21 protein-coding genes and 1 pseudogene are annotated in these 24,916 nt (G+C 40.2%); 14 read left to right on the top strand and 8 right to left on the bottom strand.

Annotated elements, in window-relative coordinates; translation table 11 throughout:
- A pseudogene (locus tag IC572_RS02050) lies at positions 1–673 on the bottom strand (hypothetical protein); the annotation flags it as partial.
- Positions 674–782: 109 nt separating this feature from the next.
- Here IC572_RS02050 and IC572_RS02045 point away from each other — a divergent pair.
- The 14 genes from IC572_RS02045 to IC572_RS01980 all read left to right on the top strand — a co-directional run bounded on the left by IC572_RS02045 (position 783) and on the right by IC572_RS01980 (position 13,006).
- Complete coding sequence (locus IC572_RS02045) at positions 783–1,196, top strand: universal stress protein (RefSeq protein WP_001023008.1); 414 nt, start codon at positions 783–785, stop codon at positions 1,194–1,196.
- 14 nt (positions 1,197–1,210) lie between these two features.
- A complete protein-coding gene (locus IC572_RS02040; RefSeq protein ID WP_187854895.1) occupies positions 1,211–1,486 on the top strand; it encodes an ATP-dependent Clp protease adaptor ClpS in 276 nt (91 codons plus the stop codon).
- Positions 1,486–3,711: an AAA family ATPase gene (locus IC572_RS02035; protein ID WP_187854894.1), complete on the top strand. Its 2,226-nt coding sequence runs from the start codon at positions 1,486–1,488 to the stop codon at positions 3,709–3,711. The genes IC572_RS02040 and IC572_RS02035 overlap by 1 nt, the downstream gene beginning before the upstream one ends.
- Complete coding sequence (gene panD / locus IC572_RS02030) at positions 3,701–4,054, top strand: aspartate 1-decarboxylase (protein ID WP_187854893.1); 354 nt, start codon at positions 3,701–3,703, stop codon at positions 4,052–4,054. Before IC572_RS02035 ends, panD begins: the two co-directional genes overlap by 11 nt.
- 2 nt (positions 4,055–4,056) lie before the next feature.
- A complete protein-coding gene (locus IC572_RS02025) occupies positions 4,057–4,359 on the top strand; it encodes a YbaB/EbfC family nucleoid-associated protein (RefSeq protein WP_000347928.1) in 303 nt (100 codons plus the stop codon).
- Complete coding sequence (locus IC572_RS02020) at positions 4,359–5,363, top strand: PDZ domain-containing protein (RefSeq protein ID WP_187854901.1); 1,005 nt, start codon at positions 4,359–4,361, stop codon at positions 5,361–5,363. The genes IC572_RS02025 and IC572_RS02020 overlap by 1 nt, the downstream gene beginning before the upstream one ends.
- Before the next feature lie 7 nt (positions 5,364–5,370).
- Positions 5,371–6,426, top strand: coding sequence for a type IV secretion system protein (locus IC572_RS02015; RefSeq protein ID WP_187854900.1), 1,056 nt, complete (start codon positions 5,371–5,373; stop codon positions 6,424–6,426).
- A 15-nt stretch (positions 6,427–6,441) separates the two neighbouring features.
- Positions 6,442–6,555 carry a hypothetical protein gene (locus tag IC572_RS02010; RefSeq protein WP_001217873.1) on the top strand — a complete coding sequence of 38 codons (114 nt, stop codon included), beginning with the start codon at positions 6,442–6,444 and terminating at the stop codon, positions 6,553–6,555.
- Complete coding sequence (locus tag IC572_RS02005; RefSeq protein ID WP_187854892.1) at positions 6,552–7,295, top strand: VirB8 family type IV secretion system protein; 744 nt, start codon at positions 6,552–6,554, stop codon at positions 7,293–7,295. Before IC572_RS02010 ends, IC572_RS02005 begins: the two co-directional genes overlap by 4 nt.
- The gene (locus tag IC572_RS02000; protein WP_187854891.1) at positions 7,295–8,284 is read left to right on the top strand and encodes a TrbG/VirB9 family P-type conjugative transfer protein; all 990 of its coding nucleotides are present in this window, start codon (positions 7,295–7,297) and stop codon (positions 8,282–8,284) included. The genes IC572_RS02005 and IC572_RS02000 overlap by 1 nt, the downstream gene beginning before the upstream one ends.
- Entirely contained in the window at positions 8,277–9,413 is a 1,137-nt protein-coding gene (locus IC572_RS01995) for a DNA type IV secretion system protein ComB10 (RefSeq protein ID WP_187854890.1), read from the top strand. Before IC572_RS02000 ends, IC572_RS01995 begins: the two co-directional genes overlap by 8 nt.
- A gap of 69 nt (positions 9,414–9,482) precedes the next feature.
- The gene (locus tag IC572_RS01990) at positions 9,483–10,895 is read left to right on the top strand and encodes a mannose-1-phosphate guanylyltransferase/mannose-6-phosphate isomerase (protein ID WP_187854889.1); all 1,413 of its coding nucleotides are present in this window, start codon (positions 9,483–9,485) and stop codon (positions 10,893–10,895) included.
- A 40-nt stretch (positions 10,896–10,935) separates the two neighbouring features.
- Positions 10,936–12,081 carry a GDP-mannose 4,6-dehydratase gene (gmd, locus tag IC572_RS01985; RefSeq protein ID WP_187854888.1) on the top strand — a complete coding sequence of 382 codons (1,146 nt, stop codon included), beginning with the start codon at positions 10,936–10,938 and terminating at the stop codon, positions 12,079–12,081.
- On the top strand, positions 12,074–13,006 hold the full coding sequence (locus tag IC572_RS01980; RefSeq protein WP_187854887.1) for a GDP-L-fucose synthase family protein: 933 nt from the start codon (positions 12,074–12,076) through the stop codon (positions 13,004–13,006). The genes gmd and IC572_RS01980 overlap by 8 nt, the downstream gene beginning before the upstream one ends.
- Positions 13,007–13,329: 323 nt before the next feature.
- Here the strand turns inward: IC572_RS01980 and hypE are convergent, their stop codons facing one another.
- From hypE to IC572_RS01945, 7 genes are read right to left on the bottom strand one after another with little or no spacing between them, the layout of a single operon-like run.
- A complete protein-coding gene (gene hypE / locus IC572_RS01975; RefSeq protein WP_187854886.1) occupies positions 13,330–14,328 on the bottom strand; it encodes a hydrogenase expression/formation protein HypE in 999 nt (332 codons plus the stop codon).
- 2 nt (positions 14,329–14,330) lie between these two features.
- A complete protein-coding gene (gene hypF, locus IC572_RS01970; RefSeq protein WP_187854899.1) occupies positions 14,331–16,583 on the bottom strand; it encodes a carbamoyltransferase HypF in 2,253 nt (750 codons plus the stop codon).
- Positions 16,580–17,572: an agmatine deiminase family protein gene (locus tag IC572_RS01965; RefSeq protein ID WP_187854885.1), complete on the bottom strand. Its 993-nt coding sequence runs from the start codon at positions 17,570–17,572 to the stop codon at positions 16,580–16,582. Before IC572_RS01965 ends, hypF begins: the two co-directional genes overlap by 4 nt.
- A 58-nt stretch (positions 17,573–17,630) precedes the next feature.
- Positions 17,631–18,323: a DNA-methyltransferase gene (locus tag IC572_RS01960; RefSeq protein WP_187854884.1), complete on the bottom strand. Its 693-nt coding sequence runs from the start codon at positions 18,321–18,323 to the stop codon at positions 17,631–17,633.
- Complete coding sequence (locus IC572_RS01955) at positions 18,301–19,764, bottom strand: DNA cytosine methyltransferase (RefSeq protein WP_187854883.1); 1,464 nt, start codon at positions 19,762–19,764, stop codon at positions 18,301–18,303. Before IC572_RS01955 ends, IC572_RS01960 begins: the two co-directional genes overlap by 23 nt.
- Before the next feature lie 37 nt (positions 19,765–19,801).
- A complete protein-coding gene (gene putP, locus IC572_RS01950) occupies positions 19,802–21,292 on the bottom strand; it encodes a sodium/proline symporter PutP (RefSeq protein WP_187854882.1) in 1,491 nt (496 codons plus the stop codon).
- A gap of 26 nt (positions 21,293–21,318) precedes the next feature.
- A complete protein-coding gene (locus IC572_RS01945; protein ID WP_187854881.1) occupies positions 21,319–24,876 on the bottom strand; it encodes a bifunctional proline dehydrogenase/L-glutamate gamma-semialdehyde dehydrogenase in 3,558 nt (1,185 codons plus the stop codon).
- Positions 24,877–24,916: the final 40 nt, after the last annotated feature.

Here is a 24,916-nt window from a genome sequence, read left to right as displayed (position 1 = left end):
CTCGCTTACTATCCAATAGTGATTTTAGCTGTTGTGTCCTTTTCATATTGTCTTTTTGAGTGTAGCGGTATCTCTCAACAAATTCTTTACTAGACATAAGGTCTTTCATTGTGGCTTCACTTTTAGGGTTTAAGAATTTATTAACAAAAGACTTACCTAGTGCTGTGGATAGTTTGAGAGCGATAGTCCTATACTCTCTCAAAAAGGCATCAGCAAGATAAGAAGCGTCTATGGGGTTAGGGTCGTTATTCCAATTTTTAGATACTTTGTCTAATTGAGATGCCTTATAACCGCTCTTATAAGCTTCTATCAATAAATCTCGTTCATCTTTTGTAAAGTCTTTAATAAAAGCTTCTTTAAAAGGTCTAAACGCAGAGATAGTCCCAAAAGGTAGCCCGCTTTTGATTTTATTGACAATGCTATTGAGATTAGCACTCTCAATTGTAGAGCCTTTAATAGTCTGTGTGTTTTGTTCTCTTTTAAGTCGTGAGAGTTCCTCGCCAAAGGCATCTAATGTCGCTCTTAAAGATAAGTTGTCTTTCACTCTCACTTTAGGTTTATTTTGTCTAGCTAATTTCCTGTCCGCTAACGCTTTATCAATAGATGCTGTCAAAGAAGTGTTTCTTTGTGGTTCATCATCAACAAATTCTAAAAAATCGTAATTCAATAGCATTTTGTGTCCTTTTCTTTAAGCGAGATTGTAGCGCTTTATCTTTGAGCTTTCAGCGGGTCATTAGGGTTTATTTGGTATAATATCAGAAGTTCATTTAAGGTTGGTTCTTATGAATATTTTATTTGGGATTAGCGACACGCAAGAATGCTATAATGCTATTAAATTCGCTGTCAAATTAGCCCATTCGCTTAAAGAGGTCCGTTTCACTCTATTGCATGTGAGCATGGAAGTGTTTATTTATAGCGAAAGCGGGATGATGGATTACGGCCAGACAGAAGCCTTGGAAGAAGAAAAAGCTAAGGCTTTGTTAAAGCAGTTTGAAGACGCTTTCAAAAAAGAAAACATAGAGTGCGAGAGCGTTCTAAAAAGCGGCGATTTGATTGATGTGGTTTTAGAAATGGCTAAGGATTATGATTTGTTATTGATTGGGGCGAGCGAATCTAATTTGTTGTATCGTTTATTCATTTCGCACCAAAATAGCTTGGTTGAACAATCCAGTATCCCTGTTGTGATTGCCAAGTAGCATGGATAAGCGGCATGAAAATGTATAACATACCCACCCCCGCCATGGCGCAAGTGATCATGGTTGATGACCCCATTACGACAGCGGAATTTGTGATCTCTGCTTTGAGGGATTTTTTTGACAAGTCTTTAGAAGAGGCCAAAGCTCTCACATCAAGCATCCATCGTGATGGCTGTGGGGTTTGTGGCGTCTATCCTTATGATATTGCCAGGCATAGGGCAGCATGGGTTAGGGACAAAGCTAGAGAGCTAGATCTCCCCTTAAAATTATTGATAGAAGAGATAAAATAATGGCTAAATTCAATCAAGATCTCAATGAAGTTCTCAACCAAGCTTTAAATTTAGCCCTGGATCTTAACCACGCCCTTTGCACCACAGAGCATGTGCTACTAGTCATTTTAGAGCATGAGAGCGGGGAAAAGATTATTGGCGCTTTAGAAAGAGATGACTATGATAAATTAAAACAAATCCTTAAAGACTATTTGTTGCAATACGTGCCTTTAAAGAGCGATCCAGCCAAAATGCCTTCTAGGAGTTTTGTGCTATTAAGAATGCTTAAAAGAATGTATGCGAGTTGTTTTGAGAGCGTGGGCGTGGAAGAATTGCTTATTTTAATGCTGGATCACCCCGATTGTTACGCTTCAAAACTCATGGATAGTTTTGGCATCGCTCGTTTGTATTCTAATCCTGCTTTATTGGATTTGGATAACCATGGTATTCCTAATGACATTAATGATAATGAAGAAGTGCCCAAAAACACTCCCCTAAAAAAATACGCTAAAAATTTGAGCGCTTTAGCCCAAGACAACGCTTTAGATCCAGTCATTGGCAGAGAAGACGAGATTTTAAGAGTGATAGAAATTTTAGGGCGCAGAAAAAAGAATAACCCGCTTTTAATTGGCGAAGCGGGCGTAGGAAAAACCTCCATCGCTGAAGCTTTGGCTTTAAAAATCGCTCAAAAAGAAGTGCCGGAGTTTTTGCAAGAATATGAAGTTTATTCTTTGGATTTGGCTTTAATGGTGGCTGGGGCAAAATACAGAGGGGATTTTGAAAAACGCTTGAAAAAAACGCTTAAAGAGATCCAACAAAACGGCCGTATCATTTTATTCATTGATGAAATCCACACCCTTTTAGGCGCAGGGAGCAGTAACGCTGGGAGCTTGGATGCGGCGAATATATTAAAACCGGCTTTAACGGATGGGGGCTTGAAATGTTTAGGAGCGACCACTTTTGAAGAATACCGCAGCGTGTTTGAAAAAGACAAGGCTTTTAATAGGCGTTTTTCAGTCATAAAAGTTGAAGAGCCTTCTAAAGAAGCGTGTTACTTGATTTTAAAAAAGATCGCTCCCCTTTATGAAGAACACCACCAGGTGCGTTATGATGAGAGCGTGTTTAAGGCATGCGTGGATTTAACGAGTGATTACATGCATGATAAATTCTTGCCGGATAAAGCGATTGAATTATTAGATGAGGTGGGATCGAGGAAAAAAATCAACCCCAAAAAGGGCAAAAAAATCGGCGTTGATGATGTGAAAGAAACGCTCGCTCTCAAGCTTAAAATCCCTAAAATGCGTTTGAGCAGCGATAAAAAAGCCCTTTTAAGGAACTTGGAAAAATCGCTTAAAAATAAGATTTTTGCCCAAGCCGAAGCGATCAGTCTCGTCAGCAATGCGATTAAAATCCAGCATTGCGGGCTTTCTGCAAAAAATAAGCCTGTGGGGAGCTTTTTATTCGTGGGGCCTAGTGGGGTGGGGAAAACGGAGTTGGCTAAAGAGCTGGCCTTGAATTTGAATTTGCATTTTGAACGCTTTGACATGAGCGAATACAAAGAAGCCCATAGCGTGGCAAAACTCATCGGGAGTCCTAGCGGTTATGTGGGGTTTGAGCAAGGGGGGTTGTTGGTGAATGCGATTAAAAAACACCCGCATTGTTTGTTGCTTTTAGATGAGATAGAAAAAGCCCATTCTAATGTGTATGATTTGTTGTTGCAAGTGATGGATAACGCCACTTTGAGCGATAATTTAGGCAATCAGGCGAGTTTTAAGCATGTGATTTTGATCATGACTTCAAATGTGGGGAGTAAGGATAAGGACACGCTAGGGTTTTTTAGCGCTAAAAACACCAAGTATGATAAAGCCGTTAAAGAGCTTTTGACCCCTGAATTACGATCTAGGATTGATGCGATCGTGCCGTTTAACGCGCTCAGTTTGGAGGATTTTGAACGCATTGTCTCTGTGGAATTAGACAAATTAAAAGCCCTAGCGCTAGAGCAAGACATAACCTTAAAATTCCATAAAGAAGTTGTGAAATTCATCGCGCAAAAAAGCTACCAAACGACTTTAGGAGCGAGAGAAATTAAAAAAATCATTCACCATGAAATCAAAACTAAATTAAGCGATCTACTGCTCTTGCAATCGCTTAAAAAACCTTGTAAGATCGCTTGCTTGCTAGAAAAAAACCAATTGGTTTTAAAAGAAATCAAGCACACGCAAAAGGTGAAAGAAAATGACTTTTGAAATGCTTTATAGTAAAATCCATAGGGCCACTATCACAGACGCTAACCTCAATTATATAGGCTCGATCACCATAGATGAGGATTTGGCCAAGTTCGCTAAGCTCAGAGAGGGCATGAAAGTGGAAATCGTGGATGTCAATAACGGCGAACGCTTCAGCACCTATGTGATTTTAGGGAAAAAAAGGGGCGAAATTTGCGTCAATGGTGCAGCGGCCAGAAAGGTGGCCATAGGCGATGTGGTGATCATTTTAGCTTATGCGAACATGAATGAAGATGAAATCAATACGCACAAGCCGAGTATCGTGCTAGTGGATGAAAAGAATGAAATTTTAGAAAAGGGTTAGAGATGGATTTTAGTCAATTGGGCGGGTTAAGCGGGTTATTAGACGGCATGAAAAAAGAGTTTTCCCAACTAGAAGAAAAGAATAAAGACACGATCCACACTTCCAAAAGCGGTGGGGGAATGGTGAGCGTGAGTTTTAATGGGGTGGGGGAGTTAGTGGATTTGCAAATTGATGACAGCCTGTTGGAAGATAAAGAAGCGATGCAAATCTATTTGATGAGCGCTTTGAATGACGGGTATAAAGCTGTAGAAGAAAACCGAAAAAATTTAGCCTTTAACATGTTGGGGAATTTCGCTAAATTGTGATGTTTCACAAAGCCCTTATTACCTTTATCATTCTATGGTTTTTTTTGAATGGCTTAGGGGCTTATGATTTCAAGCATTGTCAGGCGTTTTTTAAAAAAGCGAGCCTTCAAAAAGGGGGCGTGGCTTTAAAAGAATTGCCTAAGGGCGTGTATTTGTATTATTCCAAAACCTACCCTAAACACGCCAGAGTCATCAAATCCGATCCTTTTGTAGGGTTGTATTTGTTGCAAGGCGCACCAAGCGAGTATTTTTATACCTTAAGGGATTTGGACAAAGACGCCCTGATAAGGCCAATGGCTAGCATAGGGGATAAAGAAGCCCTAGAAGCGCGATTATTAGTGGGGCAAAAAGGCTATGAGCGCTACGCTCAAATTTCACAAAAGACTCAAAAAAATGGCGTTATCAGCAATATTTGCTATCAAATGCTAGGGCTAGGGGTAGGGGGGAATGGCTTTATAGAAACGAAATTTATCAAGCGCTTTTTAAACCAAAAAGAGCCTTATTATGGGGATATTGGGGTGCGTTTAAAAGAACATCATAAGCGTTTAGTGGTAGTGCAATTTGATCCCTTTTTCCCTAAAAACCCTTTTTTAAAAAACGATGAAATCCTAGCGATCAATGATTACAAGATCCATTCGTTAGCGGAGTTTGAATGGGTGGTGAGCAATCTTAAATACCAAAGCCTTGTAAAAGTAAAAATCAAACGAAACCACAAAATCAAAGAAGTAACGCTCAAAGTCAATAAGCGTTATGGGGGGTTTTTACTCAAAGACACTTTTTTAGAGCGCTATGGCATCGCTTTAGATGAGCGTTTTATGATCACTAAAATAGGCAGTCATTTGCCCAAAGGCCTAGATTTTTTAAAGCTTGGGGATAGGATTTTATGGGTGAATTCTAAAAGCGTTTCGTTCAACCCGAAGGCTTTAAGAGAAGCGTTAAGCGCGCCTAAAATTGAATTACTAGTTTGGCGTAAAGGCTTTGAATTTTACATTAAAGTCCGTTGAAACATTGATGAAAAATGACGCTTATGAGATTATCCTTTCTTGGTTTATCACGCCTCTCACGGCGATTTTAGGGCGTTTCGCTGAATTTTTCCTCTACACCTTGCATGCACAATTGGTGTTTAATAGCGTGGTCGCTTTGGCGTTCATGCTCTTTGCTTATAGGAGTTTGAAAGAACAGAATTTCTTCAGCGCTAGTGCGCTAACAGAAGCGTTATTGTTTGTGGGGTTTTTTGCGCTGTTTAACTACGCTTTGAAAAACCCTTCGCGCTTTTATGAATTGTTTCAAAACGCTATTTTTATTGCGCCTAACATGATCACTCAAAGCCTCTCTCAAAGCTTGAGTAACTTTTCTAACCACGCGCTTTCTTTAGATTTTATCTTTAATCATGGTTTTTATGCCCTTAGTTTTATCAGCGATTTGAGCCATAATGAAATGTCTGTGTGGCTTTTTTTAAGCATCTTGCAAGCGCTTTTTTTGAGCGTGCTGTTTGCAATTATCATTTTAGTGTATTTGGAAGTGCATGTGTGGTGCTCTTTAGGGGCGCTGTTTTTAGCGTTTGGGTTTTTCAAAACCTGGAGGAGCGTTGTAATTATGTGCCTAAAAAAATGCTTCGCTCTTGGGTTTTACAAGCCTTTTTTGTTGTTGGTGGGGTTTTTGAACGTGTCGGTTACTAAGGCTTTAATAGATGCTAGCATGCAAGAAAAACAAGACTTAAGCCTTTTATTGGTGGTAGCGTTATTTTTGTGTTGCGTTTTTATCATAGGCGTGCCTTTTTTCATCAACGCTTTGTTTAGGGTGCAAAACAGCCTTAAAGAAACTTACAAACTCGCCACCAATTTGAGCGCCAACCTCAGCCAAAACGCCCTTAATTCCTTACAATACATCACGACCCCACCCGCTCCCTCTAGCGTTTCTACTTCTACAAGCGGTAGCGTTTCTAAAGAAAAAGAAACGCATTCCCCCACATTTAAGGTAGAAACCACTCAATTAGATGTAAAAATCCCAAATTTCAAGCAAAAAAAGGTTAAAAAGGATACAATAAATACAAAAAATGAAATTTAAATAAATGGGAATTTAATGAGAATTTTTTTTGTTATTATGGGACTTGTGTTTTTTGGTTGCACCAGTAAGGTGCATGAGATGAAAAAAAGCCCTTGCACTTTGTATGAAAACAGGTTAAATCTCGCATGAGAGAAAAGCCTTTCAACAGCGAGCAGTTGATCTATTTAGAAGAGCTTTTAAGCCACCAAGAAAAGCATTTAGAGAGCAAGCTTTCTGGTTTTTCGGTGAACGATTTGGACATGCAAAGCGTGTTTCGGCTAGAAAGGAACCGCTTGAAAATCGCTTACAGGCTTTTAGGTTTGATGAGCTTTATCGCACTTGTCTTAGCGATCGTTTTAATCAGTATCCTGCCCTTACAAAAAACCGAACACCATTTCGTGGATTTTTTAAACCAGGACAAGCATTACGCCATTATCCAAAGAGCGGATAAAAGCATTTCCAGTAATGAAGCGTTGGCTCGTTCGCTCATTGGGGCGTATGTGTTAAACCGAGAGAGCATTAATCGCATTGACGATAAATCCCGCTATGAACTGGTGCGTTTGCAAAGCAGCTCTAAAGTGTGGCAACGCTTTGAAGATTTGATTAAAGCCCAAAACAGCATCTATGCGCAAAGCCATTTAGAAAGAGAAGTCCATATTGTCAATATTGCGATCTATCAGCAAGACAATAACCCCATTGCGAGCGTTTCCATTGCGGCTAAACTTTTGAATGAAAACAAGCTCGTGTATGAAAAGCGTTATAAAATCGTGCTGAGTTATTTGTTTGACACCCCGGATTTTGATTACGCTTCCATGCCTAAAAACCCTACCGGCTTTAAAATCACTCGCTACAGCATCACTGAAATCGTGCCGACTAATAGGGGCGATTGATGCGGAAATTTTTATACGCTCTCGTGGGCTTTTTATTGGCTTTTAGCGTTTTAAAAGCCGATGATTTTTTAGAAGAAGCGAACGAAACAGCACCGGCGCATTTAAACCACCCCATGCAGGATTTAAACGCCATTCAAGGGAGCTTTTTTGATAAAAACCGCTCCAAAATGTCCAACACTTTGAACATTGATTACTTTCAAGGGCAAACTTATAAAATCCGCTTGCGTTATGCGATGGCGACTTTATTGTTTTTTTCAAAACCCATTAGCGATTTTGTTTTAGGGGATAAGGTGGGCTTTGATGCGAAAATCTTAGAAAGTAACGATCGCATTTTGCTTATCAAGCCTTTACAAATTGGCGTGGATTCTAATATCAGCGTGATTGATAGTGAAGGTAAGATTTTTTCTTTCTATGTGTTTTCTACCACTTTTACCAGCTCCAAACACCCTAATTTACAGGTTTTCATAGAAGATAAAAATTATTACTCTAACGCTTTTTTGAAGCCCCAAAAAGAAAATAAAGAAAAAGAAAATAAAGAAAATACCCTTGAAAACGCTCCCACAAACAACAAGCCCCTAAAAGAAGAAAAAGAAGAAACCAAAGAAAAAGAAGAAGAGACTATAACTATTGGCGATAACACCAATGCGATGAAAATCGTTAAAAAAGACATTCAAAAAGGTTATAGGGCTTTAAAAAGCTCTCAAAGGAAATGGTATTGTTTATGGGCTTGTTCTAAAAAGTCCAAACTCTCTTTGATGCCTGAAGAAATTTTTAACGACAAACAATTCACTTATTTCAAATTTGACAAAAAATTAGCGCTCTCTAAATTCCCGGTGATTTATAAGGTCGTTGATGGCTATGATAACCCGGTGAATACTAGGATTGTGGGCGATTACATTATCGCTGAAGACGTTTCTACTAAATGGACTTTAAGGCTGGGTAAGGACTATTTGTGTATCCGTTTTGTCAAAAAGGGTAAAGATGAATAAGTGGCTTAAGGGGGCGTTGATTGTTGCAGGGGGTTTTGCAACGATTACAACCATTTCTTTAGTCTATCATCAAAAGCCAAAAGCCCCCTTAAATAACCAGCCTAGCCTTTTGAATGACGATGAGGTGAAATACCCCTTACAAGACTACACCTTCACTCAAAACCCACAGCCAACCAACACAGAAAGCTCTAAAGACGCCACCATCAAAGCCTTACAAGAACAGCTCAAAGCCGCTTTAAAAGCCCTAAACTCCAAAGAAATGAATTATTCCAAAGAAGAGACTTTTACTAGCCCTCCCATGGATTTAAAAACAAACACAACCCCCCCTAAAAAAGACTTTTCTCTAAAGCAATTAGATTTATTAGCCGCTCGCATCACCCCTTTCAAACAAAGCCCTAAAAATTACGAAGAAAACCTGATTTTCCCCATGGATAACCCTAAAGGCATTGATGGTTTTACTAACCTTAAAGAAAAAGACATCGCTACTAATGAAAACAAGCTTTTACGCACCATTACGGCTGACAAAATGATACCCGCCTTTCTCATCACGCCCATTTCTAGCCAGATCGCTGGTAAAGTGATTGCGCAAGTGGAAAGCGATATTTTCGCTCACATGGGCAAAGCCGTCTTAATCCCCAAAGGCTCTAAAGTCATAGGCTATTACAGCAACAATAACAAAATGGGCGAATACCGCTTGGATATTGTATGGAGTCGAATCATCACTCCCCATGGGATTAATATCATGCTCACTAACGCTAAAGGGGCGGACATTAAAGGCTATAACGGCTTGGTGGGGGAATTGATTGAAAGGAATTTCCAGCGCTATGGCGTGCCGTTACTGCTTTCTACGCTCACTAACGGCCTATTGATTGGGATCACTTCGGCTTTAAACAACAGGGGCAATAAAGAAGGAGCCACCAATTTCTTTGGGGATTATCTTTTAATGCAATTGATGAGGCAAAGCGGCATGGGGATCAACCAAGTGGTTAATCAAATTTTAAGAGACAAGAGCAAAATCGCTCCTATTGTGGTGATTAGAGAGGGGAGTAGGGTTTTCATTTCGCCCAATACTGACATCTTCTTCCCTATACCCAGAGAGAATGAAGTCATCGCTGAGTTTTTGAGGTAACTCAAAAATGCCCAATTAAAAACGCTATAATAACCCTAAAAAACAAAAGAGAGCCTGACAAGAAAATGCATGAAAATTAAAAATATCTTACTGAGTGGGGGGAGCGGGAAACGCTTATGGCCTTTAAGCCGTAGCCTATACCCTAAGCAATTTTTAAAGCTTTTTGACCATAAAAGCTTGTTTGAATTGAGTTTTAAAAGAAACGCTTCCTTAGTAGATGAGACGCTCATTGTGTGCAATGAAAAGCATTATTTTTTAGCCCTAGAAGAGATAAAGAGTGAAATCCAAAACAAAAGCGTGGGTTTTTTATTAGAGAGCTTGAGTAAAAACACCGCTAACGCCATCGCTTTGAGTGCTTTAATGAGCGATAAAGAAGATTTACTCATCGTTACGCCAAGCGATCACTTGATTAAAGATCTTCAAGCGTATGAAAACGCGATAAAAAAAGCGATTAATTTAGCCCAAAAAGGTTTTTTAGTCACTTTTGGGGTGAGTATTGACAAGCCCAACACGGAGTTTGGGTATATTGAAAGCCCTAATGGTTTAGATGTCAAGCGATTCATTGAAAAGCCAAGCCTAGAAAAAGCGATAGAGTTTCAAAAAAGCGGGGGTTTTTATTTCAATAGCGGCATGTTCGTTTTCCAAGCGGGCGTTTTTTTAGACGAACTAAAAAAGCATGCCCCTACTATTTTAAAGGGGTGCGAAAGAGCGTTTGAATCGTTAGAAAACACGCATTTTTTTGAACAAAAGATCGCTCGTTTGAACGAAAAGAGCATGCAAGATTTAGAAGATGTGAGCGTGGATATTGCTTTAATGCAGCAAAGCCACAAAATCAAAATGGTAGGATTAAACGCCAAGTGGAGCGATTTAGGGAATTTTAACGCTCTTTTTGAAGAGGCGGCTAACGGCACTAAAGAAAATGTCAGCCTGAATCAAACGCCCGTTTTTGCCAAAGAAAGCGCAAATAATTTAGTGTTTTCTCATAAAGTGAGCGCTCTTTTAGGCGTTGAGAATTTAGCGGTTATTGACACTAAAGACGCTCTTTTAATCGCTCATAAAGATAAGGCTAAAGATTTAAAGGCTTTAGTGAGCGAGATAGAAATGCATAATCAAGAATTATTACAAACGCACACTAAAGTCTATCGCCCTTGGGGGAGTTATGAAGTCTTGCATGAGAGCGGGTGTTACAAGGTTAAGATTTTAGAAGTCAAACCAAACGCTAGGCTTTCTTTGCAAAAGCATTTCCACAGGAGCGAACACTGGGTGGTGATTAGCGGGATGGCGAGCGTGGAGTTGGATCATAAAATGTTTGAATTGCAAGCTAATGAATCCACTTATATCCCTAAAAACACCCTACACCGCCTAGCTAATTATGGCAAAATCCCTTTAATTATCATAGAAGTTCAAGTGGGCGAGTATGTCGGTGAAGACGATATTGTGCGCATTGATGATGATTTTAACAGACAAAATCAAAACGCCTAATGAAAAGATTTGATAAAGAAAATTTAATAAAGGAACAATAATGAAAGAAAAAATCGCTTTAATCACCGGGGTTACCGGGCAAGACGGGAGCTATCTGGCTGAATACTTGCTGAATTTGGGCTATGAAGTGCATGGGTTAAAAAGGCGCTCTTCTAGCATCAACACTTCTAGGATCGATCATTTGTATGAAGATTTGCATAGCGATCATAAAAGGCGTTTTTTCTTACACTATGGGGATATGACCGATAGCTCTAACCTCATCCATTTAATCGCTACCACTAAGCCTACAGAGATTTATAATTTAGCCGCTCAAAGCCATGTGAAAGTCTCTTTTGAAACCCCAGAATACACCGCTAACGCTGATGGTATTGGCACGCTAAGGATTTTAGAGGCCATGCGGATTTTAGGCTTAGAAAATAAAACACGATTCTATCAAGCCAGCACGAGCGAATTGTATGGCGAAGTCTTAGAAACCCCACAAAATGAAAACACCCCCTTTAACCCACGAAGCCCCTATGCGGTCGCTAAAATGTATGCCTTTTACATCACCAAAAATTACAGAGAGGCTTATAACTTGTTTGCGGTTAATGGCATTCTTTTTAACCATGAAAGTAGGGTAAGGGGCGAAACTTTTGTAACCCGTAAAATCACACGAGCCGCTAGCGCGATAGCGTATAACTTAACGGATTGCTTGTATTTAGGGAATTTAGACGCTAAAAGAGATTGGGGGCATGCCAAAGATTATGTGAAAATGATGCATTTAATGCTCCAAGCGCCCATTCCCCAAGATTATGTGATCGCTACAGGGAAGACCACAAGCGTGCGCGATTTTGTGAAAATGAGCTTTGAATTTATCGGTATTGATCTAGAATTTCAAAATACAGGGATTAAAGAAATCGGTTTGATCAAAAGCATTGATGAAAAAAGAACGAACGCTTTAAACTTAAACTTAAGCCATTTAAAAACGGGCCAAATCGTGGTGCGCATAGACGAGCGCTATTTCAGGCCTACTGAAGTGGATTTGCTCTTAGGCGATCCCACTAAGGCAGAAAAAGAGCTAGGCTGGGTTAGGGAATACGATTTAAAAGAGTTGGTTAAGGACATGTTAGAATACGATTTAAAAGAATGCCAGAAAAACCTTTACTTGCAAGATGGGGGCTATATTTTAAGGAATTTTTATGAATGAGATTATTTTAATCACCGGCGCCTATGGCATGGTGGGGCAGAACACGGCGTTGTATTTTAAAAAAAACAAGCCTGATGTTACTTTACTCACCCCTAAAAAGAGCGAATTGTATTTGTTGGATAAAGACAACATTCAAGCCTATTTGAAAGAATACAAGCCTACAGGCATTATCCATTGCGCCGGGAGAGTGGGGGGCATTGTCGCTAACATGAACGATCTTTCAACTTACATGGTTGAGAATTTACTCATGGGCTTGTACCTCTTTTCTAGCGCTTTAGATTTGGGCGTGAAAAAAGCCATTAATCTGGCGAGCTCTTGCGCTTATCCTAAATACGCCCCTAACCCTTTAAAAGAGAGCGATTTATTGAACGGCTCTTTAGAACCAACGAACGAAGGCTACGCTTTAGCCAAACTCTCTGTGATGAAGTATTGCGAATACGTGAGCGCTGAAAAGGGCGTTTTTTATAAAACCTTAGTGCCTTGCAACCTTTATGGCGAGTTTGACAAGTTTGAAGAAAAGATAGCACACATGATACCAGGGCTTATTGCTAGGATGCACACCGCTAAATTAAAAAATGAAAAAAATTTTGCGATGTGGGGCGATGGCACGGCCAGAAGAGAGTGTCTAAACGCTAAAGATTTAGCCAGATTCATCGCCCTAGCTTATGAGAATATCGCTTCAATGCCTAGCGTGATGAATGTCGGCTCTGGAGTGGATTACAGCATTGAAGAGTATTACGAAAAAGTCGCTCAGGTTTTAGACTATAAGGGCGTGTTTGTTAAGGATTTATCCAAACCAGTGGGCATGCAGCAAAAGCTTATGGATATTTCCAAACAAAAGGCTTTAAAGTGGGAATTAGAAATCCCTTTAGAGCAGGGCATCAAAGAAGCTTATGAGTATTATTTGAAGCTTTTAGAGGTTTGAAATACAATCAAGGCTCTTATAGAGCCATAAAAAATGCTCCGCTATTAGGCGTTGGGCTAGCGATTTTACGATATTGTGCTTACAAATTCGCTTCAAAAAGCTTGAGCCATTAAAAGGGGTTTGGTCGCTTTACTCTCAATCTCAAGCGCTTTTTTATCATCAATATCAAGCACTTTTTTATCATCAATATCAAGCCCGCTTTTTTATAACCCACCACTAACACCCTCTTATTGCAAGTTTTTTCTCAAATGCCTTGAGTATAGTAGACTTAGACTTAGCTTAAGTAAAAAATTTTAGAGGGTAGAGAGATTTTAAAAAACGCCTTAGCAAATCCTAGGCAATAATTCGCCCTCTGGCACCTCTAAAATCCTTTCAAAACCCCATGCGTTCTTTAAAACCACGCTAGGGTAAGGGTTTTCAAACACTTTGCCGATCACGCAAGCGTTTTTCGCTTTCTCGTTACTTTTTAAAATTTCTAAGGCTTTAGGGGCGTCTTTTTGATTGAGCGCTAACACAAACACCCCCTCATTAGCTAGCGCGTAGGGTTCTAGCCCTAAAATTTCACAAATCCCTTTCGTTTCTTCTTTTAAGGGGATTTTTTCTTCTTCTATAACGATTTTCACTCTAGAGCTGTTCGCCCATTCGTTCAGCACGCTCGCTAACCCGCCCCTAGTCGCATCTCTTAAAGCATCAATTTTGAGATCGCTTAAAAATAGGGGTTTTAATAAGGGGTAGAGCAGTTGGCAATCGCTTTCTAGATTGGTTTTAAGCTTGATTTCATGACGCACCGCAAACAGGCTTGCCCCATGATTGGCGATCGTGTCGCTTAGGATAATGGCTTGCCCTTGTTGTAAATGGCGCGAAGAAATCCCTGGCTTGATGATTTTACCAATGCAGGTTGTGTTGATAAAAAGCTTATCCACGCTCCCCTTTGGCACGACTTTAGTGTCTAGGGAGAGGAGTTTTAAGTTGGCTTTAAACAATTCTTTTTGTATGGATTGTAAAATTTGCTTTAAAAGAGGGATTTCTAAGCCTTCTTCTAAAATAAAACCCATATTCAAATACAAAGGTTCGCCCCCTTGCACGCTCACGTCATTCGCACTCCCGCAAACGCAAAGCTTGCCTATATCGCCTCCATTAAAAATTAAGGGCGTGATGACAAAACTATCCGTGCTCACGCAATATTCCCCACTAGCTTCAAATTTAGGGGCGTCTTCACCAAACGCAACAATCCATTCTTTCAAATAGGGCATAAAGACTCGCTCAATCAAAGCGTTTGTTTCTTTCCCTCCGTTCCCGCATGCTAGAGTTACGCTATCCATTTTTATCCTTTTTTGATGATTGTAGGGTTGAAATACGCCATTAAGGCTTGACCGATAGGGATACTGCTATCGTTAGGAGGGAAATGCTTGTGGAAAAAATACTGCCTTTGAAGGTTTTTCAATCGTTGGGCCAATTGTTCGCACAACAATTGGTTGCAAAACACGCCCCCACTGCACACCACCACATGCTCTTTAAAAGGCGCGATTAAAGCGGTAATGATTTCTACTAAGCTGTTAAAAAATTTCTTAGCGATGCGTTTGGGTTCTAAAACGCCCAAATCCTTTTCAAACGCTTGATAAAATTCCTTCAAACGCACCACGCTGTTTTTGATTGTAAAAGGGTAAAAAGCGATCTCATCGCTTTGTAGGGCTAAATTTTCTAAAACCTGTCCGCTCTCGGCTTCAAAACTAATCGTTCCCACTAGATCCAAACTAAACGCTACTATATCAAACAAACGCCCTATGGAATTGGTGGCGATGCTTTGAATTTTTTTGTCATGCATTTGTTGGAAAATTCCTAATTCGTCTTCTTTAAAATGCTTTTGAACGCGTTTTAAAAGCTTGTTGAGTTGGTGCTTTAAAGCGATTTCTAAAACCAAGCGTTTAGGCTCTTTGATCGCTTTTTGCCCCCCCAAAAGCCAAAATTCTTCAAACCTAGCCACTTCTTCAATGCGTTCCAAATCCCCCACAAAACACTCCGCCCCATAAACCTTATTGTCATAAGCCCCACTCCCGTCCCAAACAATACCTATAAAGGGGTGATTTAAATGCGGATCTTGCAACAATGCGTCTAAGACGCTCGCTAAAAAGTGGGCATGGTGGTGCTGGACTTGCAACAAGGGCGTATTAAATTCAAAAGCCATTTGAGTGGTGGTGTAGTTTTGATGCTTATCGCAAGCTAAGAGCGTGGGTTTAAAATCATAGGTTTTTAAGAAAAAATTCAAAGTTTCTTTAAAGTGTTTTTCATTTTCTAAAACGCTCAAATCCCCACAAAAAGGCGAGAGCAAAAGAACAGAAGTCTCGCTATCCAATAAACTAAAATGCCCTTTTTGCTCCGCTCCAAGCGCTAAAATCTTTTTGGGTGAACAATTAGAGCGTTTGGGCAAAGCAAGGTAAAGGGGGGCAAACCCTCTAGCCAAACGCATGGGGCGAATAATATTATCCACGCGCTGCACGATACTATCATCAATCCTGTGGATGATAGCGCGGTTGTGCGTGAGCTTAAAATCAAAAATAAAATGAAGCGAATCGATCTCTTTTTCATCGCTCGCTAAAGGGAGGGAGCTGAAATTCGCGCTCGTGAATACAATAGGGAAATCCAATAAATCTAATAATAAAGCATGCAAAGGGGTATAGGGCAAGATGACGCCATAAAAGGGGGAGTTTTTAGCGATATTGGGGGCTAATTGGGTGTCAGGTTTTTTACGCGCTAAAAGAATGGGGGCGCTTGCAGAAATTAAGCTTTCGCATTCTAACGCGTTCAAAAACGCATGCTGTTTGGCTGATTTTAAGTCTTTAAACATGAGCGCAAAAGGCTTTAGGGGGCGGTTTTTTAAAAGCCGTAATCTTTCTATGGTTTGAAAATTCCTCGCATCGCACAAGAGGGCAAAGCCTCCCAAACCTTTAAGAGCGATGATTTTACCCTTTTGAATGTCTTTAGCGCATTCTAAAAGAGCGTCATCATTTTTGAATCGCTTATAATTGAGCGCGATACCGCACTTTTTGCAGCTGATGCCTTGAATGTGGAAGCGCTTATTGGTAGGGTCTTGATAGGTAGAAGCGCAAAATTTGCAGAGCTTGAAAGGTTTTAGGGCGGAGTTTTCTCTGTCATAGGGCATGGCGTTTAAAAGGCTGTATCTCGCCCCGCACTTCGCGCAAGAATTGAAAGCGTAATAAAAATAGGGGGAGTTTTTATCCCTGATTTCGCGCAAGCAATCCTCACACACGCCTAAATCTTTAGGGATTTGACTGAGCAGATTTAAGGGGTGGTTCTTGCTTTCTAAAATCCTAAAATCATTGAATTTGAGTGCTTCATCATAAGGGCTAATAATGATTTTTTCCACCAACGCTAAAGGGGGTAATCCATTTTTTAGGGCGTTTAAAAAAGACTCTGTTTTATGAGCGGGCAAGACGATTTCTAAAGCCGCTTGGGCGTTACGCACAAAGCCTACAAGCCCTAATTTTTGAGCCAGGGTATAAATAAAAGGGCGCATGCCCACGCCTTGAACCACGCCAAAAAGCGTGATTTTATTCAATAAAGCTGCATCGTTACACAATGCAAACTCCCATGCTGTTTGATTAAGGTATTGCAATCAACCCCTATCACTTCTAAGGGCGTGTGTTGTTTTAAGGTTTCTAAAATGAGTGCGTCTTTAGGGTCGTTGTAAGTGGGCACGATTAAAGCGTTATTGCACAATAAAAAATTCACATAAGTCGCCGGCAAGCGTTGTTGGTTTTCATCATAAATGGCTTTAGGGATTTCTAGGGGGATGAGTTTATAGGGCGTGCCGTCTAGTTTTTTAAAGGTTTTTAATTCTTCTTGCATTTTTTTTAAGGCTGTGTAATGTTCATCGTTTTCATCTTCGCATGCGCTATAAACAATGGTGTCTTTATCTAAAAAGCGAGCGAGCGTGTCGGTATGGCTATCCGTATCATCGCCCTTGAGATAGCCATAAGAATACCACAGCACTTGTTTAGCCCCTAATTCCTTTTTAAGCATGTTTTCTATCTCATTTTGATTCAAATGGGGGTTACGATTTTTTTCTAGCAGGCATTGGGTGTTAGTTAAAACACTCCCAGCCCCATCGCTTTCTATGCTCCCGCCCTCTAAAACATAGGGCATCGTTTTTAAAGGGTGTTTTAAAAACCCTAAACTTTTGAGTTTGAAATTCACTTGATTGTCTAAATTGGATGGGTATTTTAACCCCCAGCCATTAAAACCAAAATCCAAGCACTCTAAAACGCCCTGATTTTCAACGCTGATCGCTCCAAAATCCCTAGCCCATGTGTCGTTAGTGTCGACCTTTGCGATCTCTACACCGGGTAAGTTTTTAAGCATCTCATAGCCGATAGTGTCGTTATTATGGACGCACACCAACACTTTAGCGTGTTTGGCTATGGTTTGAATGATGTTTAAAAAGCTCTCTCTGGCTTCTTTGATACAATACGCCCAGTCGCCAAACTCATGGGGGAACGCCATTAAAATCGCTTGGATTTTTTCAAACTCCGCTAACATTCTTTTCATTAAAAATATCCTTTTAAATAACTATAACACAATCTCATTCAAATAGCGTTTTTAAAAGCTAGCTCAAACGCTTTTGGGCGATTTGAAAATATTCTTTTTCTGATTCTATACCGATAAAATTCCGTTCTAAATTTTTGCACGCTAAGCCGGTGGTGCCGCTCCCCATGAAAGGATCTAGCACGATGTCATTAGGGTTTGTGTGGATGGAAATGATTTTTTCCATTAAGGCTAGGCTTTTTTGCGTGGGGTGTTTGACTCTTTCAAGCCCGCTCACCACAGGGCTTTTTAAAATCAAAGGCCGTAAGTATTTTTCATTTTTGGGTTTGTTAAACACCCACTTGGCTTTCTTTTTAACCGCCCATAAGGCAAATTCCGTGTCTTGGACATAGCGCCGGTGGATGTTTCTTGGCATGGGATTATTTTTAACCCATTGGATAAAGTCTTTGACCACAAAGCCGTTTTCTTCTAAAAAATCAGCGATATAGCTTATAAACCTGTAAGAGCAAAAAATCACCATGCAGCCGTTTGGATTGATTAAGGGGGCGTAGCGCGTGATCCATTCTAAAAGCTTGAAATTTTTATCCCATTCCCCAAAGTCTATACCTTGCCTTTTAGCGCTCTTTAGGGTGGAAAAATTGTTTTTAACCGAAATGTTATAAGGAGGATCAGTGATGATCGCATCCACTTTTAAATTTTGCTGGTGAAAATCTTTGATGATTTCAAAAGCGTCAGCGTGATGGATTTGTATCATTTCTTGCGCTTTTTAAGATCGCTTTGCCTAAGGCTAGGGCTAGAAGAGGAGGCACAGCGTTACCGATTTGCTTACAAACGCTCGTTTTATTGCCATAAAAGATATAATCATCGCTAAAACTCTGTATCCTGGCGGCTTCTCTGGGCGTGATAGAGCGGTGCAATTCAGGGTGGGAGTTGGTGCCATTGCTGGGAGTGTCAAATCGTGTGTCTATGGTGGGGCTGATTTTATTCCAATTTAAGCGCCCCCATGTGCTTTTGAATTGCTGTTTGCCATGCAAGTTTTTAGGCAAGCATTCTTTACCTTGCTCTTTGTTAATGAGCTTTAATTTCTCTAAAGCGGCTTGCGAGTGGTTGGTGGCTTGGTGGTTGTATAATTTAGGGCTATCTTTTCGCATCAAAGCTTGATAATTGGACTGGATAGGGTTTAAATAATCGCTCTCAAACGCCCCCTCATTAGAACAAAGATAGGCTAAATCGCTTATGGCATCTTGAACATTCACGCTTTGAGAAGGCTCTAAAAGATTGAAATCAAAATTGAAACGACTAGCCCCTACAATAAAAGCTCTCTCTCTGTTTTGAGGCACGCCATAATCTGAAACATTTAAGACAATCTTATTACCGACAATTCTATGAGGCTTTTTGTTTAATTCTGTATTCTCAAACGCGCTTTGTCCTTCTTTTAAATCCTTAATCCATTCTTGCATATGCTTTGGATAAGTTCTAAAACTATGATAAAAATCTGCGCTATCATACTCGCCCCAAGCAAGTGGTTTTAACGAGCCTATCACTTCTTTTAAGGTTTTTTCTTGTTTGAAATCAGGAAAAAATTCTAACGCGCTTGTAAAATCTTTAAACTCTTTACAAACCCCTATCACTAAAGTTCTTGTTCGGCTTGAATTAGCTCCAAAATTTTTAAAATTGATTACCTCATCATAGAGCATATAATCACCATTCAAATTTTGCTCTATCATAGATCCTATTTCTAGCAAATTGTCATTTTTGTCTATACAACCTGTTTTATAAAAACTAGGGACATTTTCTAAAATAAAAAATCTGGGTTTGATTTGTTTGATCAAATCAATGCTCTCAACCACCAAAGAATTCCGTTTGATTTCATCGTTTTTCTTTTTATGATTGGCTACGCTCATGCCTTGACAAGGTGGGGTTGCTACCACTAAATCAACCCTATCATTACCAAATTTTTTAGAATAAGATCCAATTTGTTTTAAAATTTTTTCTTTTGTTTCTGGCTTTTTAATATCCCCACTAATGTAGCTTTCATCTAGTTTGCATTTGCGATTGATCCTTTGGATATTCAAGCGTTTTTCTAAAATTTCATTGGTAGCAACGCATTCAAACCCCTCTTCTAAAAGCCCATAGCACCCCACTCCTGCCCCAGAAAATAAAGAAATATAGGTTAAGGTTTGATCAAAGAGCATAGGGGGATTAAGGATTAAACTAAACTCATTTGAAGCATTAATGTTTCAAGCTCTCAATTTCTTTAAGCATGGTTTCAAAAGCCTCTTTAGTGCCTGCTCGCACGCTAGAAAACAAACTAAACACCACAATAGCTACGCTCGCCACAATAAAGCCCGGAACGATTTCATAAATATCCAAAAAGCTTTTGCCAAATTTATCGTATAAAATCACCGTGCTAGCCCCAGAGAGCATGCCAGCAATCGCGCCAATGCGCGTCATTCTTGACCAAAAAAGCGAGAACAAAATCACAGAGCCAAAACTCGCACCAAAACCAGCCCATGCGTAACTCACGATGCTAAGGATGCTAGCGTTTCTATCCGTTGAAATGAAAAAAGCGATGCAAGCCACCCCTAAAACCGAAAGCCTAGAAATGACCATCACCAATTTTTGCGGGGCGTTTTTGTTAAAAATCGTCGCATAGAAATCTTCAGCAATGGTAGAAGAGCTTACAAGCAGTTGCGAACTGGCCGTGCTCATCACCGCCGCTAAAATCGCGCTCAACAAAATGCCTGTGATCCAAGGGTTAAAGAGCAATTGACTCATCACAATGAAAATCTTTTCAGGGTCTTGTAAGCTCAAATCAAATTTATGCACATACGCAACGCCTAAAAGCCCCATAACGCATGCCCCAATCAAAGAAATAACCATCCAAGAAATCCCAATAGTGGTCGCTTTAGGCACATCTCTAATGGAGCGGATAGACATGAAACGCACTAAAATATGAGGTTGCCCAAAATAGCCTAACCCCCAAGCAAGGCTTGAAATAATGGCGACTACGCTAGAGCCTTGTAAAAAGGAAAGGTTTTCAGGCTTGATTTCTCTAATGATTTTAATCCCCTCTCCAATCCCACCAAGATGGATTATCATAACGATCGGCACCACGATTAAAGCGCTCATCATCAAAAGCCCTTGAATCAAATCCGTCCAACACACCGCCTTATACCCTCCTAAAAAGGTGTAAGAAACAATGATCAGCGTGCCAATGCTTAAAGCGTAGTTGTATTGGATGCCAAAGGTCGCTTCAAAGAGTTTAGCCCCACTCACTAGCCCTGAAGAAATGTAAAAAATAAAAAAGATTAAAATCACAAAAGCTGAAATCAAGCGCAAGATGTGTTTGTCATCGCTAAAGCGCGTTTCAAAATAATCTGAAATGGTGATGGAATTAGCGATCACGCTCGTATAAATACGCAAGCGTTTGGCCACAAAAACCCAGTTAATCAATGCACCCAAACTCAAGCCTATGGCGATGTGTGAATTGATAAGCCCCCCTACATATAAGGCTCCAGGTAAGCCCATTAAAAGCCACCCGCTCATGTCACTCGCCCCCGCGCTCAAAGCGCTAATCACAGGCCCCATAGAGCGATCGCCTAAGAAATAATCTTCAGTCGTTTCATTTTGTTTGTAAAAATAAAAACCAATATAGAGCATTAACAGCGAATAAACGATAAACATCGTAACAATAGGGGTGCTTAAAACAACATGTCCCATTTTGATCTCCTTATTTAATACAATATTTATTTTTCAGCACAGCATGACTTGTGGCAAGTGGGTTGCCTTAAAACCCTTGAGCCTAAATTCCCGTAACGATGATACGAAATACTAACCGATCGCTCTAAGTGGTAATACAGCAATTCAAAACGCCCGTTCAAGCAGGGTTTAGCCGTGGCTAAAACCATCCCTAGAGCGCTCGCTTGCTTGTGCAATAAATCCAAATCGCTTTTTAAATAACGGACACGATTGAAAGCATGCAATTTCTCGCTAAATTTTTGCAAGCTTTCATAAACGATAGGGGCGTTTGCTCGGAGAATTTTTAAGCATTCTAAGAAAAACGTTAAATCTTTGTTCGCTCGTTCGTTTTCTGTGCTGAGCGTTAAAGGGATTTGAGAAATGAGACATGCTAAAGCCACGCCCAACATATCGCTTAAAGTGTCCTTTTCGGTGATGCGATAGCCCACGCTTTTAACCTTAGTGTAGGAAAAGAGGTTGTCTTCGCCTCTGATTTTGACATAGTCTTTAGCTTGGCTAAATTCATGTTTATAATGATAAGCGTAGCTCTTTGCCATAAAAATCGCACGCTTCAGCTCATGCGTGTGTTCGTCATAGCCTTTTTGAATCAAGCTCTCTAAAGCTTCGCTTAAGGGATTTTTTAAGGCGTGTTCGTCTTCTTCATCTTGATGGATATTCACAAATTGCGTGATATAGTTAAAAATGCCTACTTTCCTCCCAAACCCCACAGCGGATTTTTTAACCCCACCAAAAGGCTGGCGCAAAACGATCGCTCCTGTGGTGGGTTTGTTGATATAGATATTACCGGCTTCAATGCGTTCTAAATAATATTCCCACTCCCTTTCGTCCAAAGACTCTAACGCGCTAGTCAGCCCGTAACCGGTAGAATTGACTATCTCTATCGCCTCGTCTAAATCTTGCGCTTTCATCACGGATAAAATGGGCGTAAAAAGCTCAGTTTGGTGCGTGAAATCGCCTTTTTTAGTGCCGTATTTGATGCTTGGCTTCATCAAATAGGGGTTATCATCAACAAAACTTGCTGGGATTTCGTAATTTTCATAGCTTTTCAATTCATCTATGGCTTTGATGACCTTTTCATTAGGCTTGTCCGCTAGAGTGCCGATTTTGTTTTTGAAATCAAAAGGATCGCCCACGCTAAGGCTTAGAGTCGCATCTATTAGAGTCTTTTTAAAGTTCTCATCTTCATAGACTTCTTTTTCCAACACTAAAAGCGAAGTGGCAGAACATTTTTGCCCTGAATTGCTGAAAGCTGAATGGATAACATTTTTAATCGCTTGATCTCTGTCTGCCATTTTGCTCACAATGGTGGCGTTTTTACCGCCCGTTTCAGCGCTCAAGGCTAAAGTGGGGTTAGCTTTGAGCATTTTATAAGCGGTGTCTTCGCCCCCTGTTAAAATGGCAAACTGGATGCTTTCATCTTTTAAAAGATGCTCGCTAATATCGCTCCCTTTAGAGGGCAAGTAAATGAGCGCATCTCTAGGCACGCCCGCATCCCAAAAGCACTCACAAAGCTTATAGCCCGTTACGCTAGACAAACTTGAGGGCTTGTAAATCACCCGATTGCCAGCGGCTAGGGGGGCAGCGATAGTGCCTACAGAAATGCCCACAGGGAAATTCCATGGGGCAATGACCACACCCACGCCTTTGGGGGTGAATTGCGTTTTTTCATTTTGCTCTTGTAACACCCTTAAGCTGTAAGGGTAAAACTCTAAAAAGTCAATGGCTTCGCTCACTTCAGCGTCCGTTTCAGCGAAAGTCTTACCCACTTCTAAAGCTGAAATCCCTATCAAATCGCCTCTCCTTTCTCTAAAAAGCTGGGCGGTTTGACTCATTAAGGCATGGATTTCTGTAAAGCTTTTTTGACTGAAGCGGCTCTTATCGCTTTTAGCCACTTCTAGGGTTTTTAAAATCGCTTCTTTATCCGCTAAATGCACGCTGGCGATTTTTTTATGATGGATCTTATCAAAGACTTCTAAAGGGGTTAAATTAGGATCTTCAAACCTCCCATCTATTTCTGGGTAAAGCTCTAAAATAGGAGCGTTATGCATTTTCTCGCGCACTTTTTTAGCCCACTCTCGGTTGGCTTTTAAAATAAAATCGGTATCGCTTTCGTTTTTAAAGGAGTGGTTTGGGTAGGTGGTGTGGCCGGTTTGTTTGGCGTTCCTGTCTTGAGTCCTGTGGGTGGCATTGTCTAAAGTGGCGATTCCTTTAAGGCTGTTTAAAAAGCGTTGCTCTTGGTCTTTCCATTCGCTCGTGCCTACTTTAAGGTTAAAGAAAGCTTTCATGAAATTATCGCTTGAGGTGTTTTCGTCTAACCTCCTCACCAAGTAAGCGATCGCATTGTTGAAATGCGCTTCATCGCACACCGGCGCATAAAGAATGAGCTTGTGCATCTCTTTTAATTCCTGGCTCGCTTGCAAGCTCATGCCCTCTAGCATTTCAAAACTAAAATGCTCTAACACAATAGGGTCATTAAGGGCATGGATGCGCGTATAGACATAAGCGATTTCAAAAATATTATGGCTCGCTGCGCCGATATGAATGTATTTATAATTATCGCCCTCTAAAACAAAATCTAACATTTTATTGTAATTAGAATCGGTGTCTTGCTTACTAGAAAATGTGGGTAACGCCCAGTCTTTCACAGAAGCGATAGTCTCTTCGCTCTCCATGTTCGCTCCCTTAACAAAGCGGATTTTAATGGGCTTTAACCCTTTTAAAACCCTTTCTTTAGAAAAAGCGTGCAGTTTTTTCAAATATTCATAAGAATCAGGGATATAAGCTTGCAACACAATACCGGCGTTCAAATCAAATTTAGCGATAGACTCCATAAACGACTCCACCGTGAGCTCTAAATCCCTAAATTCCTCCATATCCAAATTGATGAATTTAGGCATGCCTTGCTTTTTTTCTTCTTCTAAAGCCAGGGCATAAAGAGCGTCTAAGCGTTTGACAATCTCTTTTTTAGAGTATTCAAAATCAAGGATATTGATTTGAGAAAAAATCGTCGTGATTTTAATGGAAATGTATTGGATGTAGTTGGATTTTAGGGCTTGAGAGTATTTTTCAAAACGCGCATTAGCTTCTTCTTCGCCTAAAACCTCTTCACCGATAAAATTCACGTTCAAAATGATTTTTTCATTCTTTCTTTTTAAAATCCGCTCTTTCAATTGGCTCTCTTCTTGATCTAAGACCATCGCTTTCGTGTCGCTTCTGATTTTATTGACAAAGAAAGGCACGCTCATATCAGGGAGCATTTTCCCAAAGCTTAAAAACCCCATTAAAAGCAATTTTTCAAACGGAGAAAAAATCTCACGGCTTTTGTATTTGTCTAAAACATGCTCAATCATTTCAAAGCGGGCTTTATTGTCTAGGCATCTAAAACTCCGATCCATAAGCTCTATGAGCATGACTTTGTTTTCAGGGTTGTTTAAAAGCTTTTGCATTTTAGAGTGGAACGCTTTTTCTTGCTCGCTCAAATGGTTACTGATACTATCTTGCAGTTTTTTAGCTAATTCTAGTGAATCGTCAATGATTTTTTGCATGAGCTTACCTTTTATTTAAGTTATTTAAGAATTTGGCTTG

This window comes from Helicobacter pylori (genome assembly GCF_014496485.1).
In the GTDB taxonomy this organism is placed as follows: domain Bacteria; phylum Campylobacterota; class Campylobacteria; order Campylobacterales; family Helicobacteraceae; genus Helicobacter; species Helicobacter pylori_DD.
The sequence above is the reverse complement of the archived record's forward strand: the minus strand, read 5'-3'. Positions and strand labels throughout refer to the sequence as shown.